The organism is Gordonia paraffinivorans NBRC 108238 (assembly GCF_000344155.1).
In the GTDB taxonomy this organism is placed as follows: Bacteria; Actinomycetota; Actinomycetes; order Mycobacteriales; family Mycobacteriaceae; genus Gordonia; species Gordonia paraffinivorans.
On the sequence record NZ_BAOQ01000016.1, the window covers coordinates 26,096 to 41,601 of the forward strand.

14 protein-coding genes are annotated in these 15,506 nt (G+C 68.9%); 9 read left to right on the forward strand and 5 right to left on the reverse strand.

Annotation, left to right across the window (positions count from 1 at the left end; all coding sequences use genetic code 11):
• Positions 1–33: 33 nt before the first annotated feature.
• The 7 genes from GP2_RS08715 (at position 34) to GP2_RS08745 (ending at position 8,214) form a co-directional block, all read left to right on the forward strand.
• Positions 34–1,197: a phosphatase PAP2 family protein gene (locus tag GP2_RS08715; protein ID WP_006900126.1), complete on the forward strand. Its 1,164-nt coding sequence runs from the start codon at positions 34–36 to the stop codon at positions 1,195–1,197.
• A 351-nt stretch (positions 1,198–1,548) separates the two neighbouring features.
• Positions 1,549–2,817, forward strand: coding sequence for an ABC transporter substrate-binding protein (locus GP2_RS08720; protein WP_006900127.1), 1,269 nt, complete (start codon positions 1,549–1,551; stop codon positions 2,815–2,817).
• Between the two features lie 183 nt (positions 2,818–3,000).
• A complete protein-coding gene (locus GP2_RS08725; RefSeq protein ID WP_006900128.1) occupies positions 3,001–5,004 on the forward strand; it encodes an ABC transporter permease in 2,004 nt (667 codons plus the stop codon).
• Positions 4,997–5,944, forward strand: a complete 948-nt coding sequence (locus GP2_RS08730) for an ABC transporter ATP-binding protein (protein ID WP_006900129.1) — start codon at positions 4,997–4,999, stop codon at positions 5,942–5,944. The genes GP2_RS08725 and GP2_RS08730 overlap by 8 nt, the downstream gene beginning before the upstream one ends.
• Positions 5,941–6,672, forward strand: a complete 732-nt coding sequence (locus GP2_RS08735) for an ABC transporter ATP-binding protein (protein ID WP_006900130.1) — start codon at positions 5,941–5,943, stop codon at positions 6,670–6,672. Before GP2_RS08730 ends, GP2_RS08735 begins: the two co-directional genes overlap by 4 nt.
• A gap of 54 nt (positions 6,673–6,726) precedes the next feature.
• Positions 6,727–7,440: a TetR/AcrR family transcriptional regulator gene (locus GP2_RS08740; RefSeq protein ID WP_006900131.1), complete on the forward strand. Its 714-nt coding sequence runs from the start codon at positions 6,727–6,729 to the stop codon at positions 7,438–7,440.
• A 141-nt stretch (positions 7,441–7,581) separates the two neighbouring features.
• Positions 7,582–8,214, forward strand: a complete 633-nt coding sequence (locus GP2_RS08745; protein WP_006900132.1) for a hypothetical protein — start codon at positions 7,582–7,584, stop codon at positions 8,212–8,214.
• A 3-nt stretch (positions 8,215–8,217) separates the two neighbouring features.
• On the opposite strand, the gene GP2_RS08750 is transcribed toward GP2_RS08745, so the two are convergent.
• A complete protein-coding gene (locus tag GP2_RS08750; protein WP_006900133.1) occupies positions 8,218–9,426 on the reverse strand; it encodes an oxygenase MpaB family protein in 1,209 nt (402 codons plus the stop codon).
• 120 nt (positions 9,427–9,546) lie between these two features.
• On the opposite strand from GP2_RS08750, the gene GP2_RS08755 reads away from it, so the two are divergent.
• Entirely contained in the window at positions 9,547–10,113 is a 567-nt protein-coding gene (locus tag GP2_RS08755; protein ID WP_006900134.1) for a TetR/AcrR family transcriptional regulator, read from the forward strand.
• A 92-nt stretch (positions 10,114–10,205) separates the two neighbouring features.
• Here the strand turns inward: GP2_RS08755 and GP2_RS22090 are convergent, their stop codons facing one another.
• The 4 genes from GP2_RS22090 to GP2_RS08775 all read right to left on the reverse strand — a co-directional run bounded on the left by GP2_RS22090 (position 10,206) and on the right by GP2_RS08775 (position 14,024).
• Positions 10,206–10,499, reverse strand: coding sequence for a DUF4442 domain-containing protein (locus GP2_RS22090; protein WP_255218602.1), 294 nt, complete (start codon positions 10,497–10,499; stop codon positions 10,206–10,208).
• Positions 10,500–10,820: 321 nt separating this feature from the next.
• Positions 10,821–12,398 carry an MFS transporter gene (locus tag GP2_RS08765; RefSeq protein ID WP_040526663.1) on the reverse strand — a complete coding sequence of 526 codons (1,578 nt, stop codon included), beginning with the start codon at positions 12,396–12,398 and terminating at the stop codon, positions 10,821–10,823.
• Positions 12,399–12,513: 115 nt separating this feature from the next.
• Positions 12,514–12,702, reverse strand: a complete 189-nt coding sequence (locus GP2_RS21155) for a hypothetical protein (protein WP_083900218.1) — start codon at positions 12,700–12,702, stop codon at positions 12,514–12,516.
• Between the two features lie 137 nt (positions 12,703–12,839).
• Positions 12,840–14,024 (reverse strand): ATP-grasp domain-containing protein, encoded by a 1,185-nt coding sequence (locus GP2_RS08775; protein WP_040526664.1) that lies wholly within the window; start codon positions 14,022–14,024, stop codon positions 12,840–12,842.
• 245 nt (positions 14,025–14,269) lie between these two features.
• Between GP2_RS08775 and GP2_RS08780 the strand changes: the two genes are divergently transcribed.
• Entirely contained in the window at positions 14,270–15,412 is a 1,143-nt protein-coding gene (locus tag GP2_RS08780; protein WP_006900139.1) for a DMT family transporter, read from the forward strand.
• Positions 15,413–15,506: the final 94 nt, after the last annotated feature.

The window sequence follows — 15,506 nt, forward strand, 5'->3', positions numbered from 1 at the left end:
AGACGGTCTCGCCTGGTCCGGTTGGCGACACCGGTGATCACCGCCGCGGCCGCCGTCGCCGCGACGATCGCACTCGTCGCGCCCGCCCAGGCCGCACCGGCCAAACCGACGCCCGAGCCCTTCCCCGTCACCGATCTCGCCCGCCTCTATGCGTCGGACATCTCGTCCTACCCCGGCGGCACCTACCTGCAGATCGTGGACCCGTTCGCCGAGGTGCGCCGCGACCACCCCGCGATCATGCGGTCCAACCTCGCGAAGGTCATCGAGATCAACAACGGCGCGGCCGATGATCCCGCGCGGCAGCGACGCGCCCTCGCCGACGCGCACGACGACCCGCTGTGGACGATGTCGGACGCCTTCGGCGCGAAACTGGGCCGCGACTTCCGCGCCGCACTGGCCGCGGGACGTCTGCCGAAGACCAAGGCCCTCTTCAGCGACTACCTCGCGCGCGCCGGCGGCCCGGCGAGCGCCACCCTCGTCGAGAAATACGTCTTCGACAATCCCCGCCCGTTCGTCGTCGCACCCACGAAGATCCGCAGGTACATGCGCGGCGGCGTCGACGAATACGCCTCGCTCCGTACCAACCCCTCCTACCCGTCCGGGCACTCGGCTCTGTTCTTCTGGCGCGGAACGCTGTTCGCGACGATGTTCCCGGAACTCGGACCACAGTTCCTGGCGCGGGCCGCCGAGGGCGGCTACCACCGCATCGTGCTCGGCGTGCACTACCCGCTCGACGTGATCGGCGGCGCCATGGTCGGCCAGGCCGCAGCCGCGGACCGGCGTCACGACCCCCAGTTCCGGCGCCTGCTCGATCAGTCCGCCACCGAGATCCGGCGCGAGCTCGAATGGCGTTGCGGCGCGGCGCTCTCCGTGTGCATCTCGGCGGACACCCCGTACCTCGACGACGCCGACGCCGAACGCATCTACACCTACCACCTGACCTACGGGTTCCCGCAGATCGGCGCGAAGAACCACCGGATGATCGTCCCGCACCGGGCCGTCGACCTGATCAGGCCCGCGTTCCCGTCGTTGACCGATGCCCAGCTCCGCCAGATCCTCGTCGCGACCGCGTTGCCGGCCGGCCATCCGCTCGACGACCAGCGACCGGGTCACTCGTCGTGGCAGCGCATCGATCTCGTGCGCGCGTACAACGCGACCGTGAGCGTCGACGAACAGGGCCGCGTCACCGTTCGCTGACCGAACGGATCTTCTCCATCTCGAAACTCGTTGCGACAGAGTGAATCATCTGTCCCACTCGGGCGGCACCGTCATGCCGTGGCGCCAGTTCCGCTTCTGCGCGTCCAATTTGCCCGAACAGCTTGACACCGTCGTAAGGTTACGGCTAATTTTCGGGTGGTCCACGTCACACCCGAGGTGGGCTCACCTCCGTTACCAGGTCGGACGGTGCCGACTCTCGCACCCAGACAGACGACTGGGTTAACGAACTCAATCACCTCCCACGCCCCGCCGGGGCCATGTCGTCGTGCCCTGACAGCACCGGGACCGCCGGCGGCGCGCCCGGACCTCATCGGGAAAGGCAGTCGAAACATGCGTTGGTCCAATACACGGAGAGCAGGACGCCTGGCGGCGGTCGCCGTCGCCGCGGCCTGCATCTTCTCGGTCGTGTCGTGTAGCAGCGACGACGGCGGATCGGACGGCTCCGCCGCAGACTCCAGCGGCACCAAGGCCTCCGGCGAGCCGATCAAGATCGGTCTGTTCAACCCGTCCAAGGGTCCGGGCATCCAGCCGGGCGTCACGACCGGCAAACAGGCCGCGATCGACTACATCAACAACCAGATCGGCGGCATCAACGGACGCCCGATCGAGATCGTCGACTGTGGCATCGACCAGACCGCGCCCGAGTCGACCGTGTCGTGCGCCAACCAGTTCGTCGAGGCCGGCGTCGTGGCCGCGATCGACGCGTTCAACTCCGAATCGGCTGCCGCGGTCCCGATCCTGACCGCCGCGAAGATCCCGCTGGTCGGCGAGATCCCCTACAGCACCATCACCGGCGCCTCCGCGGACAACCGTGTGTACTTCGGTCCGCCTCCGGCCGCCTTCCTCGTCGGCTTCATGCAGCAGCTCAAGGCCGACGGCAAGGACTCGCTGACCCTTGCCAACGCCGATCTGCCGCAGGCACATCAGGTGTTCGACGGTCTCATGAAGCCGCTCGGCGCCGCACTCGGCATCGACGTCAAGGGCGTCTACTACCCGCCGGCCGGCCCGAACTTCACACAGCTGGCCAGCCAGCTGGCCGAGGGCAATCCGTCCGCCGCGGGCCTGATGACCTCCCCCAACGACAACACCTGCACCAAGCTCGCACAGTCGCTGCGTTCGGTGAACTACGAGGGCACCATCTTCCTGGCCGCCTGCACCGAGTTCATCGACACCCTCGGCTCGCAGGCCGTCGGCGCGCAGACGTACTCGCCGTTCTGGCAGACCCCGGCCCTCGACTCCACCCCGGCCGAGGTGAAGGGCAATCTGGAGACCGCACAGAAGTTCATCGACGAGCAGGACGGCACCAAGGGCTTCTACGCCTACGGCACCTTCTCGATCCTCGCCGATTTCACCCGCATCCTCACCGACGCGCAGCTGACCGAGTACACCGGGCCGAGCATCCTCGGTGCGCTCAAGGCGGTCAAGGACTACCAGTCCTTCATCGGCCCCAAGCTCAACTGCGGCAAGCCGACGACACCGAACTGCACCACCGAGATGCTGCTGTTCAATGTGGTCGACGACAAGAAGACCGAACCCGCCACCGGCGGATTCATCACGCCGAACCCGGCTGCGCTGCAGCGTATCCCGGGCGCATACTGACACGATGAGCCGACGCGGTGGGGTGGACCGGATCGGGTCCGCCCCACCGCGCGGCCTTTTCGCCCGAGCCCCGGCCGCTACCCTGCGGCGCCTCTCGGCCCCCGTCTCCCGCCCTCCCGTCTCCCGCCCTCCCGTCTCCCGCCCTCCCGTCTCCCGTCCGTCCCGAACGAATGAGTGCGCCACATGGCCCAGTTCCTGAATTTCGCCTTCCTCGGGTTGTCCCTGGGTGCCATCTACTCGGTGCTCGCGTCGTCGCTGGTGGGCATCTACGCCGCCACCGGCATCATCAACTTCGCCCAGGGTGCCATCGGCCTCTACTCGGTCTATCTCGTCGCGACGCTGCGCACCGACGGCACCCTCGTCCTCCCCATCGGGTCGTTGAGCCTGGGCAGCGACGACAACCCGACCTCGATGGAACTCGCCATCGTCCTCGGTGTGGTGAGTGCGGTCGTCTGGGCCCTGCTGGCCCACGTACTCGTGTTCCGACCCCTGCGCCACGCGCCGGTGCTCGCCCAGGTCGTGGCGTCGGTGGGCCTGATGCTGTTCCTGCAGGCGCTCGTCCAGTTGCGCTTCGACACCGAGAACCTCTTCGCACAGTCGATCCTGCCCGACGACACCGTCGAGATCGGCGGCGCGGTGGTCAACGTCTCCGACCTGATCCTGGCCGGGGTCGCCATCGCCATCGCCCTGCTGATGTGGGCCTACTTCCGCCTCACCACCTTCGGCGTCGCGACCCGCGCCGGGTCCGAGGACGAGCTCGCGGCACGATTGACCGGCTACTCCCCCGACCGGCTCGCCGCGATCGTGTGGGCCATCACCGGCGCCGCCACCGGCCTCATCGTCGTCCTCGCCTCGTTCACCCTCGGACTGACGGTCACCAGTTACACCTTCTACGTCATCCCCGCGCTCGCGGTGGCCCTCGTCGGACGCCTCACCTCGTTCGGCATCGCCTGCACCGCAGGCCTCGTCCTCGGCGTGTTCCAGTCGGTCATCCAGTGGCTCGCCACCAAGAGCTGGTGGCCCGAGTGGGCTCAGTCCGGGCTCGGCGACGCCCTGCCCTTCGTCATCGTGGTGATCGCGCTCTTCCTCCTCGGCGGACGCATCCCCTCGCGCGGCTCTCTCGGCGAGGTGCGCATGCCCGCGGTCCGCATCCCGCGCATCCGCATCGTCCCGGCCGCCGCGATCATCGCGGTGGTGGTCGTGGCCATCGTGCTCACCGAGGGCACCTGGCGCTACGGCGTGGTCACCTCGGTGATCCTCTCGCTCATCGCCCTGTCGCTCGTGCTCCTCACCGGTTACCTGGGACAGATCTCGCTGGCCTCCATGGCCTTTGCCGGCGCAGCGGGTTTCGCGCTGTCGAAGCTGACGACCAATTGGAACGTGCCGTTCCCGTTCGACATGTTGTTCTCGGCGCTCATCGCGACGGGCCTGGGCATCCTGGTCGGCGTGCCTGCCCTCCGCATCCGCGGCGCACAACTCGCGGTGGTCACCCTGGCCGCGGCGCTGGCCATCCAGAACTTCGTCTTCAACAACCCCGCGATCACCAAGTTCGAGGGCAACCTGATCGAGGACCCGTCGATCTTCGGCATCGACCTCGGGGTGCGCGACGGCACCAACCTGGTCACCCTCCGCTTCGCGCTGATGGTCCTCGTCGTGGTGGCGATCGCGACCCTGGTCGTGCTGCGATTCATGGGCGGATCGACCGGACGCGCATTCCTCGCGGTCCGATCCAACGAACGTGCCGCGGCATCGGTCGGGATCAACGTCGCCGCAACCAAACTTCTCGGGTTCGCGCTGTCGGCGTTCCTGGCCGGCATCGGCGGTTGCCTCATCGGGTACAGCCGCGGCCAGCTGTCGGCCGGGTCGTTCACGGTGATGATCGGGCTGACGCTGCTCGCGATGACCTACGTCGGCGGCATCACGTCGTTCGCCGGTGCGGTCATCGCCGGGATCATCGGGCCACTCGGCATCGGCTACGTCTTCCTCAACCAGACCCTGTCGCTCGGTGAGTACTACGAACTCATCGCCGCGGGAAGCCTGCTGCTGATGGCGATCACCAATCCGGTGGGCGTCGCCGGGGCGATCTCCGAGATCTACGAGAAACTGCGCCCCGCACGGCGTAGGCCGCCGTCCGAACCCGAGGCGCCCGGCGCCGCCCAGACCACACAGGCAGGTGCGCATGTCTGAGACACCCCGTCCCGCGACGCCGGAGACAGCCTCGCGCACATCGGGTTCCGTACTGGACCGGACGCCGCTGCTCGAGACCCGCGGCCTGTCGGTGCGCTACGGCGGCGTGTCCGCGAACTCCGATATCGACATCGCGGTCGCGGCCGGCGAGATCGTCGGGCTGATCGGGCCGAACGGCGCCGGCAAGACCACGTTCGTCGACGCCGTCACCGGTTTCACCAGGGCGACCGGTTCGGTGACCCTGTGCGGGGAGCACCTCGAGAAGGCCCCACCCCACCGCCGGCGCCGGGCCGGGATGGCCCGGACGTGGCAGGCGGGCGAGTTGTTCACCGACCTGACCGTCGCCCAGAACCTCGCCGTCGCAGTCCAACCCGTCGGGCTGCGGGCGATGCTGGCCGACGTGCTCAACGGTTCCCGGCCGCCGGCGGACACCATCGGCGAGGCACTCGATCTGGTCGGGCTCCGGGATGCCGCAGACGCCCTCCCCGGCGAACTCACCCTCGGACAACAGAAGCTGGTCGGTGTGGCCCGGGCTCTCGTCGGCGGCACCCGGCTGGTCCTGCTCGACGAGCCGGCAGCGGGCCTGGACACCCACGAGAGCCGCGGCTTCGGCGCCGAGCTGCGTCGGATCGCGGCCACCGGGATCGGCATCCTGCTCATCGACCACGACATGTCGCTGGTGCTCGACGTCTGCGATCGCCTGTACGTCCTCGACTTCGGCAAGGTCATCGCCAGCGGCACACCCGCCGAGATCTCCGACGATCCGGCCGTGGTCGCCGCCTACCTCGGTTCGCCCGAGGTCGATCCGGATGCGGTGGCCGAACTCGAGGCGACCGGCGCCCTGTCGCCCGACACAGACCTGGTCACCGGATCCGAATCCACCGGCGACGCACCCTCGCCCGGTGGCCCGCCCCACGACGAGCATGAGGAGAACCGATGAGCGACAAGGCAGATCCGGTGCTCGCGCTCGACGACATCACTGTCGGCTACGGCGGGGTGCCCGCGGTACGCGGCCTGTCCGCGGCGGTCCGGCCCGGCGAGATCCTGGCGCTGCTCGGCCCGAACGGCGCGGGGAAGACGACGACCCTGCTCGCGACCGTCGGCGCGTTGCCGCTGATGTCCGGCTCCGTCACGGCGCTCGGCGAGCCGATCGACCGCCGCATCGAGCGCAACGCGCGGCGCGGGGTCATCCTGGTCCCCGACTCGCGCGGACTGTTCCACAAGCTGTCAGTCTCGGACAATCTCCGGCTCGCCAAGCGGCGCAACGGAACCGGCCTCGACACGGTCTACTCGTACTTCCCGAGGCTGAAGACGATGCGATCACGGCAGTGCGGCAATCTGTCCGGGGGCGAACAGCAGATGCTCGCCCTCGCGAAGGCATTGCTGGCGGGCCCCAAGGTGCTGCTCATCGACGAGATGAGCCTCGGTCTGTCCCCGGTCGCGGTGCAGGACCTGCTCCCCCGGCTGCGGTCGATCGCCGACGAACACCAGATGGCCGTCGTCCTGGTGGAGCAGCACATCGATCTCGCGCTCGGGATCGCCGACTCGGCGATCGTGCTGCACCACGGCCGGGTCGCGCTGTCGGCGAGCGCCGCCGAACTCCGCAGCCACCGCGACCGGGTCGAGGCGGCGTACTTCGGCCGCACCGTCGACGATCTGGCCTCCTGAGCCCGGCCTCCTGAGCCGCGAGACGGGCAGGAACCACGACGAAACCGCCGGAGGATGGTCACCGTGGACGACGAGGCCCCCAAGGACCACGGCGGTTCCGTCCGTCCGCACGACCATGGAGGGGACGTCCCACCCGTATCCCCCGGCCGCAGCACACGCAACCGGCCGACCGATGACGAGCTGCTCGACGCCGCCTGCGAGGTGATCGCGGAGGTCGGGGCCGAACGCGCGACCATGACCGCCATCGCCGAGCGCGGCGGGACCACCCGGGTGACGCTGTACGCGCACTTCGGGTCCCGGGACGCCCTCGTGTCCCGGGTCATCACGCGTGAACTCGAAACCTTCACCTCGTTCATGTTCCGCATCTACGACGAAAGCGAGGACATGCCCTACGGCGCCCGGGCCCGCCACGCGGTCCAGGGCCTGTTCGACTACGCACGCCGCCACCCGGCCGGACTGCGGGTGCTGATGGGACACACCCAGGGTGGTGACAGCAACCGGCGGCTGTACGCCGCGCTGGAGCCGAGGATCGCGGCACGCCTGCGCGCCAACTACGCCGAACAGGGTGCCCACATCGGGGCCGGCGCCGACACGCTCGCCTCGCTGCTGCTCGGCATGAGCCTCGACGTCGCCCACCGGGCGCTCATCGTCGACGGCGCGGGCATCGACGAGGCCTGCGACATCGCGATCACCGCGACCCTGGCCGTGCTCCGCGACGTCCGGGTCGAGCAACTCCGAGCGCTCGACGCCTCACTCGACCAGCGCTGACCTGTGGCGCCGCCCCCGGGATGCCGGGCGTGACGGCCGCGCGGTCCAAGGACCGGGCAAGCCGACCCCAAGCGGCCTGCAAGCGCCCGCCGCGATTCTTTCTCTCGTCACCACCCGCCGCTTCTGCCGAGAGGAAAACCGATGTCGCACCCACAGAGTGTCCGTCCGACCGAACTCCCCGAGCCGCCGACCGAGATCGGCCCCGACCCTGCTCCGCGTCGACCGCTGTGGCAGATCGGCCGGCGCGTCACCGTGAGCATGGCGTGCATGAGCTTCGGCGCCCTCGCCGCCTGCAGCTTCTCCCTCGGCGCCCAGACCGTCGAGGAGGCCTCCGACATCGAGGTGGGCGAGTGCCTGCAGATCGGGGCGGAGGCCGGCGAGGGCAAGGTGAAGGCCACCAAGCAGAAATGCGAGGGAACCGACGGACTGACCTTCTACGCCGCGAGCAAGGTCGACGCCTCGGCCGAGTGCACCGCCGACCACACCTCGAGCCTCACCTTCGCCGATGGCGACAAGAAGCTGTGCCTGACACCGAATTTCGCTTCCGGATCGTGCTATCAGATCCCGGTGAACGGCGGAAAGCTCGTCGACTACCGCGAAGTCGGTTGCGACGCGACGCCGGTGGAGAACACCGTCATCGCCAGGGCCGTCGACCGTGGCGACGACTCCATCACCTGCACGGCAGGCCAGATCACGTGGACGTTTGCCCAGCCGATCTCACTCGGCTACTGCCTCTCCGAGGACGTGAGCGCCGCGGATCGGTTCGGGGGCTGATGGTCACCGAACCGCCGCCGGCTGACCCGATCTCGCGGCATCCGGCGCGGCGTCGACCAGGTCGCCGGAGAGGCGGTACTCGGCTCGCATGCGCTCCAACTCCGCCTCGCGCGCCCGGTAGGCCCTCTCCACCCGGGCGCGGGCGCGGCGCTCGCCGCCCAGGCGCTGCGCCCGGCTCGCCAGCGACAGGGCCGGTCCGACACGGGCCAGCACATGCTTGATCTTCACGTCGGGAATGCCCAGCGCATCGGCGTCATGGTCCCCGATGAAGACCCGCTGCAGTCCGTGCATCGTGGTGGTCGCCATGCGGCGACGCCACTTCCACGGCCCCGGAAGGACATTCGCGAGTTCGGGCACCAGGTAGTCGTCGGTGAGCGCCACGACGAAGTCCCGGTCGTCCGGTCCGGGCCCCGGCGAGGTCAGGCGATACAGCTCCTCGATCCGGACGTGGTCGGCCTCGCACGTGGGGTTGAGTTCGGGACTCATGCCGATCACGTGACCCACGTAGCGCCACAGGTGATAGATGTCGTCGAGTTCCCGATCGGTGAACCGCACCCCCAGCGTCTGCATCGCCTCGATCGCGATGTGCCCGAACTCGGCCATCGTGAAAGCCATGTAGGGCTGCGGGATCGGCACCCCCCAGGCCTCCTCGTCCCAGTCGCCCCGCCTCCACAGCATCTGCCGGACGTGGGCGTGGATCATCCGGACCCGCACCGTATAGGCGAATCCCCCACCGCGGCGGCGCATCCCGCCCGGGGTGATCACCCGACTCAGCCATTCGCCGACCTCGACCGAACGAACTGCCGGTTGCGACACGTATCGCCCGGTGACGGCGAGCGGCTTGGCCGCGATCGTGTTACCCGCCCCGCGCACCAGGGACGCCGCGCCCAGCACGATCCCCAGCGGCGCGGTGTTGACGATCAGCGCGTCGGCGGCGCGGGCCATGCGGTCGTGATCGACCCACTCGGGTTCGTCGTCGAGGAAGGCGAACAGGTCCCGCATCGACTCGGTCGGGTCGTCGAGTGCGTCGATGCCGCGCTCGAGAGCCGTCCGCAGCAGCGAGGTGGATGTCCCGCCGGGGTGGGTGTCGCCGGCGACCGCGTCGGCCAGGGGGTCGCCCAGCCACATCTGCTCGAGCCACACCCGGCCCGCCTCTCCGTAGCGCGCGACCGCGAGGTCGGCGTTCACGAGATCGGTGGGGATCGGTTCCATGAAACCATCAGAACACGAGACGAACTCACTTACCATTCACTTTCTGTGAGCCCTTCACCTCCCACGAAACGACCTTCTCAACAGGCCAGAAGGTCCCCGCGACAGCAGCGCGCGCGGGAGATGAGGCAACGACTGCTCACTTCCACGCTGCAGCTGCTCGAGCGTCACCCGGAGCGCAGGCCGACGACGGCCGAACTCGCCCGCACCGCCCACGTCAGCATCGGAACCGTCTACCGCTACTTCGCCGACATGGACGCGATCGTCGAGGAACTGCGCCTGAACGCGGTCCACGACATCACCGCGTCCCTCGCCGGCGGTATCGGTCGTGCGATGGACCGGGAACCGCTCGACGCGATGATCACCGTCGACGACACACTCGTGTCGGCCTTCGAATCCCACGCGGCGGTCCTGCGGGCCGCACTCGAACTGCAGAACATCGGATTCGGCGAGGCCTGGGCCGAGGTCGAGCGGCCGCTGCTGCCGCTGGCCCGCGTCCTTCCGTCACGGCTGCGACCCGACCTCGACGACGCGGCGATCGACGACCTCGTGTTCCTCACGATGGGCGCGACCGCGAGCCTGTGCCTGCGCATAGCGCTGCTGCGGCCGCCGGAGACCGACCGCGGGGAACTGATCGCGACGGCCGCGCGAATGCTGCTCGCGGCCTTCGACACTCCCGAAGCGAGCTGATCCGCCGGTTCGTGTCGGGTTCGGGCAACCGCCGCGGGCGAGCACGTTCCGGCGACGGCCCGCCGCGGTGGCAGCCGTCATCGATCACCCGGTCAGGCCGCGACCGCGGACCTCTCCCGAAGCCGGCGCGCGTACACCTGTCGTCGCACCCGCGCGACGACGACGCCCCGCTCGTCGACGATCTCGGTCTCGAACCACGTGAGACTCTTGGAACCGTCTGCGGTGTCGGCCCGGATCTGTTCGACGACCGCCAGATCGATCGTCATCGTCGCGGTGACGCGGCCCCGGCCCGGGCTGACGTAGTCGATCTCGCCGGCGGCATCCCAGACGACGTACCCTTCGCCCAGTCGATGCATGAGCAGCAGCGCGAAGAACGGATCGGTCATGGCCGAGAGCGTCCCGCCGAACGCGGTGCCGAAGTAGTTCCGGTTGAACCTGGGTGATGCGGTGGGCCACGGTTGCCGACGACCAGTCGTCCGCGATGTGGGTGACCCGGATCCCCGCACCGAGAAACGGCGGCCAGAGGTTCATCCCGATTCGCATCTTCCGCGCGGTCATCCGCATGTCCGACCTCCCGTCGACGCATCCTCGACGCCAGCCGACCCGCCTATGTAGGTCTGCATAGGAGAAAAGGAAACAGGGACCGGCGGTCACGGTCAAGAGGTGTCCGGCGGAAGTGACCGGCGCCACCCTCCGTCGCGCAGGCGTCAGAGATCGGGTTTGGCCGCGAACTCGGCCATCGCCCGCTTCTCGCCCTCGTGGTCGGGATAGAAGACCAGCACGATGAGTGCGCCGAGGAGCACGATCCCGGCCGCAGCTCCGTACGCGACCTTGTCGCCGTGCACGAAGGCATCGCGTGCGGCGGAGATGATCTCGTCGGCGTACTGCGGATAGCGCTCGGCGAGGACCTCGGCGCTCGAGAACGACTTGGTCAACGCGTTCTCGGTCTGCTGCGTCACCTGCCCGGCCTGCGGCGAGTCCTCGATGCTCTGGTGGAGCTGCTTGGCGTAACCGGCGGTGAGGATCGCGCCCAGCGTGGACTGGAGGATCGCACCTCCGAGGTCGCGTTGCAGGTCGGACATGCTCGACGCCATGCCCGCCCGCTGGACCGGCACCGACCCGGTCAGCGACTGTGACGCCGGCGTGCCGGCCAGGCCGACACCGATGCCGACGAACACGTAGACGACGGCGACATGCCAGAAGTGGGCGTTCTCATCCCAGGCGAACATCGCGAACACCATCCCGGCCACGATGAAGGCGTACCCGGACAGCAGCGTGAACCGCGAGCCCATGCTCTGCACGAGTCTCGCCGACCGCGGGGCGACGACGACCATCGCGGCCGTCGCCGGCAGGATCGTCGCGCCGGCCGCCAGCGTGGAGTAGCCGAGCACGTTCTGCATGTACTGCTGGCCGATGAACATCGCGCCCATCAGCGTGCCGAAGACGATGAGTCCACCGACCGCCGCGACCCAGAACGTGCGTCGCGCCGCGATCCGGAGATCGAACAGCGGAACCCGCACGTGCAGCTGCCGCCACACGAACCCCGCACCGGCGACGACCGCGATCGCGCCCAGGATGTAGACCTGCAGGCGCTGATCGCCGTCGGGTGCGAAGTTGATCGCGAGGACCAGGGCGCCGACCATCACGATCGAGACGACGCCGCCGAGGTTGTCGACGACCGCCGCCTCGTCACCGGTGTCGGTGGGCACCAGCCTCCATGCGACGGCCAGCGCGAGGACGGCGAGCGGCAGCGTCACCAAGAACACCGAATGCCAGCTGAACACCTCCAGCAGACCACCCGACATCACCGGCCCCAGCGCGGAGATCGCCCCGCCGAAGGCCGACCACGCCGCGATGGCCCGGGTCCGCTTGGGACCCGACCACAAAGCGGTGATCACCGCGAGCGTCGTAGGGAACGCCAGGCCCGCCGCGATGCCGCCGACCAGGCGAGCACCGAAGAGGACGGTGACATCGGGTGCGAAACCTGCCACCAGCGACGCCGGTATGGACAGCGCCATGCCGAAGACGAGCATGCGCTTGCGGCCGTGGCGGTCGCCGAGCGCGCCGAAATACAGCACGGAGGCCGCGAGCCCCAGGGAGTAGCCGACGGCGATCAGGTTGAGTTGCGTCGAACTGGCGTCGAGATCCTTGCCGATGTCCGGCAGCGCGACGTTCGCGACGGCGAGGTTGATGTTGGCCACGCCGGCCACGAGGATGAGCGCGGCCAGAATTGCACGGGAGCGCGCCGGAGCGGTCCCCTCATCGATCCGGTCGGTCGTCGACATCACCGGGAGATCGTACGCGCGGGCGGATTCACCGCGCTCGGGGTGGGCACCTCATCGACACGGAACAACAACGCGCCCGCCATGTCCGGCGACCGCACGGCCCCCGAGGTCGGACTCAGATGCAGATGCTCACCGACACCGGTCCGATCGGGACGCCGAAGCACAACGACACCGACCCGAATGCCGGTGTCGGCTCCACCGGTGCCGCCGAGGCCATGGGTGCGCCGACCAGTCCCAGCCCGCACACCGCTGCCACGGTCGCCACGCCGACGGTCAGCCGACGCCTGATGTTGGATGCCTTCATCACGACTCTCCTCGAGCTCGCTCCCCCGCACCACGGCCCGCTCGCGAGACCCGTCGCCGCGGGTGGTGCCGAGGATCCAGTTTACGCCCGGACCCTCGAGCGCCGCGTCCGGCAGAAGGGGGACAATGCGGGCGCGCTCAGATGCTGATGCGCAGCCCGTCCCACTCGTGGTCGTGCATGAAGCCCTCGGCCAGGCCGACCCGATACTTCGCACAGCTGCGGAGGATGCTCGCGTAGGCGAGCGGCAGCATGATCGCGGGCTTCTGGTCGCCGGACCGGGTGATCACGTCGGCCGAGCGACGGAAGTCTCGGGCGAACTGCGCCATCGACCGTCCACGCCGGGACGGTGCCCGCCACCCGTACAGCAGCATGCCGATGCCGATCATCTTCTCGACGTCCGGCGACGGGGTGATGACCTCGACATCGGGGTCCGAGGTGCCCAGGAACGCGCGGTCGACGCCGTCGCCGGGCGAGAACATCATGATCCCGCTGGTGGCGCGCGGGTTGCATTCGATGCAGAACAGGTCCTTGTCGGGCCCGTCCTCGATGAAGTCGAAACCGATCTGTCCGGTGAAGCCGACGCGTTCGACGAGGTCGGCGACCCACGCCTGGATCCGCGGGTGCTCGACCGCACGGAAGTTGAGGCACGAACTGCCGTCGATGGCGTAGTCGACCGGATAGGTCGCGTGCGCGTAGACGCGCCCCTCGTGGCAGACCGAGTACGTGCAGTACTTGTCGCCCGACACCCACTCCTGGGCGACCCAGGGGTTGAGTTCGTCGTGCTCCAGCCAGGTCAGCGGGTCCCCGGGCTGCACCTTGTGGACCTTCTGCGACCCGCGCGAATAGCAGCGCTTGAGCGCGAACGGCTTGTCGAAGTCGAGCCCGGCCGCGTCCTCGGGACCGGCCACCCGCGCGAACTTGCGGGTGGGGATGCCCAATTCGACGAGCAGTTTCTGGAACTCGTATTTGTGATGCAGCCGGTTCTCGAGGTCGAAATCGGACAGGAACAGCCGGCATTCCGGCGGGAACAGCTCTGCGAGCATCGCGATGATGTCGGTTTCCTCGTGCACCGGGATCACCATGTCGATGTCGTTGTCGGCGACGATCTTCGCGAGGGCCTGACAGTATTCGAGCGGCTCGAACTTCGGCGGCGGGACGCGATGGAATTCGTCCACCGCATTGGAGTAGCGACTGACCGCGATGGGGATCGAATCGACCACGGTCACCCGGTGACCGCCGGCGGCCATGAGTCGCGCGAGTTCCAGCGAGAGGAACGATCGGGCGAAGGTGATCAGTACATGGGCTCTTCCGGCGCTGTCCACCCGAAGCAGTGTAGTGGCGAGGTATCGCGAGCCGGCATTCCCCGAGAACACCGACCCGATGTTGAACGATTTCCGACGCTGGGGGAATATTCGCTATCGAACCGTGGGTTCGTCCTGTTAGTTTGCGCTTGAACGGGCCTTTGCGCCCGTTCACGGTCGCGAATGCAGGAGGTTGGCAGGTGAACGGGCCGGAACCGTCCTCGGGATGACCCGCGGGCGGCCGACCGACCCGAATTGGAGGAGGCATGCAACTGTTCGTCGTCGGCGTGATCGCCGCATGCCTTGCCGCCGTCGCCTACGGGATGTCGACGGTGCTGCGTGCGCTCGGTGCCCGCCGCGTGGCCGCGGCCGCAGCCGAGCAGGGCAGGGACTTCAAGAACGACACCGGTGCCCCGACGGTCTCCTCCACGATGTCGACGTTCGTCGACCCGGCCTTCATCCTCGGCACGACGATGGTCGTCTTCGGCTTCGCCGGCGGCGCCCTCGCTGCGCGTTTCCTGCCGCTCTTCCTCTCCCAGACCATCGTCTCGGCCAACCTGGTGGTCACCGCGCTGCTCAGCGGGATCATCCTCAACATCGCCCTGCACACCCGCGAATGGGTCGCCATCTGGCTCGTCGTCCTGTCCCTGTGCTTCCTGGGCATGGCCTCGTCTCACGAGACCGGCGCCAACGAGTCGTACGCCTTCCACTGGGGTCTGTTCGTGGCGACCGTCGCCCTCTGCGCGCTCGCCCTCGTCGGCGTCTACAACCTGGGGTCGGCCGCCGGCGCGATCGTCGGCGGCGCGTCGGCCGGACTCCTCTTCGGCATCATCGCGATCGCGGTCCGCATCCTCGACGGCCTCGAGCCGTTCAACGTCGTCGACCTGCTGACCGACCCCGCCGCGTGGACGATCGCGATGGCCGGCGCCGTCGGGTTCTACGTCCAGACGGTCGCTCTCCAGCTCGGTGCGGTGAACGGCGTGACCGCCGTCCTGGTCGTCGGCGAGACCGCCGGCCCGAGTCTCGTCGGCGTGATGTTCCTCGGCGACACCGCCAAGCCCGGGCTCGGGTGGCTGGCCTTGCTCGGCTTCGTCGGTGCCGTGGTGGGCGCGGTCCTCGTCGCCTGGTACGGCTCGGTCGACCCCGACCACCTGGGCGAGGCCCCGCCGATGAAGGGCGGGTGGCGCCGCGGACGGCAAGAGCCGGGCGACGACGCCACCGGCGAGGGCGACGGGTCGGCGCCGCTCGGTGCCGATTTCTCCTCCGGCGAGATCGACGCGAAGTTCGGGCCCGACGGTCTCCGGCCCGAGCCCCCGCACACCGATACGACCGGCATCGCTCCGGATTCCCAGCGCGACACCGAATCCGGCGACCGTTCGGTCGGCAGCCGCGACTGCCGGCACAACTGACGCCGTCCCGGGCCGCCGAGCGGCAGTAGGTCGATCGCTCCACTCCGCCACGACACCGCGAAGTGGTTGACACACGTCACACCGCTGGCGAAGG

What these genes read in the sequence shown, in the direction of transcription:
- GP2_RS08730 (WP_006900129.1), top strand. Translation starts at nt 4,997, where the DNA reads ATGTCTGAGACACCCCGTCCCGCGACGCCGGAGACAGCCTCGCGCACA.
- GP2_RS22090 (WP_255218602.1), bottom strand. Translation starts at nt 10,499, where the DNA reads ATGACCGATCCGTTCTTCGCGCTGCTGCTCATGCATCGACTGGGCGAA.
- GP2_RS08765 (WP_040526663.1), bottom strand. Translation starts at nt 12,398, where the DNA reads ATGTCGACGACCGACCGGATCGATGAGGGGACCGCTCCGGCGCGCTCC.
- GP2_RS08735 (WP_006900130.1), top strand. Translation starts at nt 5,941, where the DNA reads ATGAGCGACAAGGCAGATCCGGTGCTCGCGCTCGACGACATCACTGTC.
- GP2_RS08745 (WP_006900132.1), top strand. Translation starts at nt 7,582, where the DNA reads ATGTCGCACCCACAGAGTGTCCGTCCGACCGAACTCCCCGAGCCGCCG.
- GP2_RS08725 (WP_006900128.1), top strand. Translation starts at nt 3,001, where the DNA reads ATGGCCCAGTTCCTGAATTTCGCCTTCCTCGGGTTGTCCCTGGGTGCC.
- GP2_RS21155 (WP_083900218.1), bottom strand. Translation starts at nt 12,702, where the DNA reads ATGAAGGCATCCAACATCAGGCGTCGGCTGACCGTCGGCGTGGCGACC.
- GP2_RS08740 (WP_006900131.1), top strand. Translation starts at nt 6,727, where the DNA reads ATGGTCACCGTGGACGACGAGGCCCCCAAGGACCACGGCGGTTCCGTC.
- GP2_RS08750 (WP_006900133.1), bottom strand. Translation starts at nt 9,426, where the DNA reads ATGGAACCGATCCCCACCGATCTCGTGAACGCCGACCTCGCGGTCGCG.
- GP2_RS08780 (WP_006900139.1), top strand. Translation starts at nt 14,270, where the DNA reads ATGCAACTGTTCGTCGTCGGCGTGATCGCCGCATGCCTTGCCGCCGTC.
- GP2_RS08755 (WP_006900134.1), top strand. Translation starts at nt 9,547, where the DNA reads ATGAGGCAACGACTGCTCACTTCCACGCTGCAGCTGCTCGAGCGTCAC.
- GP2_RS08720 (WP_006900127.1), top strand. Translation starts at nt 1,549, where the DNA reads ATGCGTTGGTCCAATACACGGAGAGCAGGACGCCTGGCGGCGGTCGCC.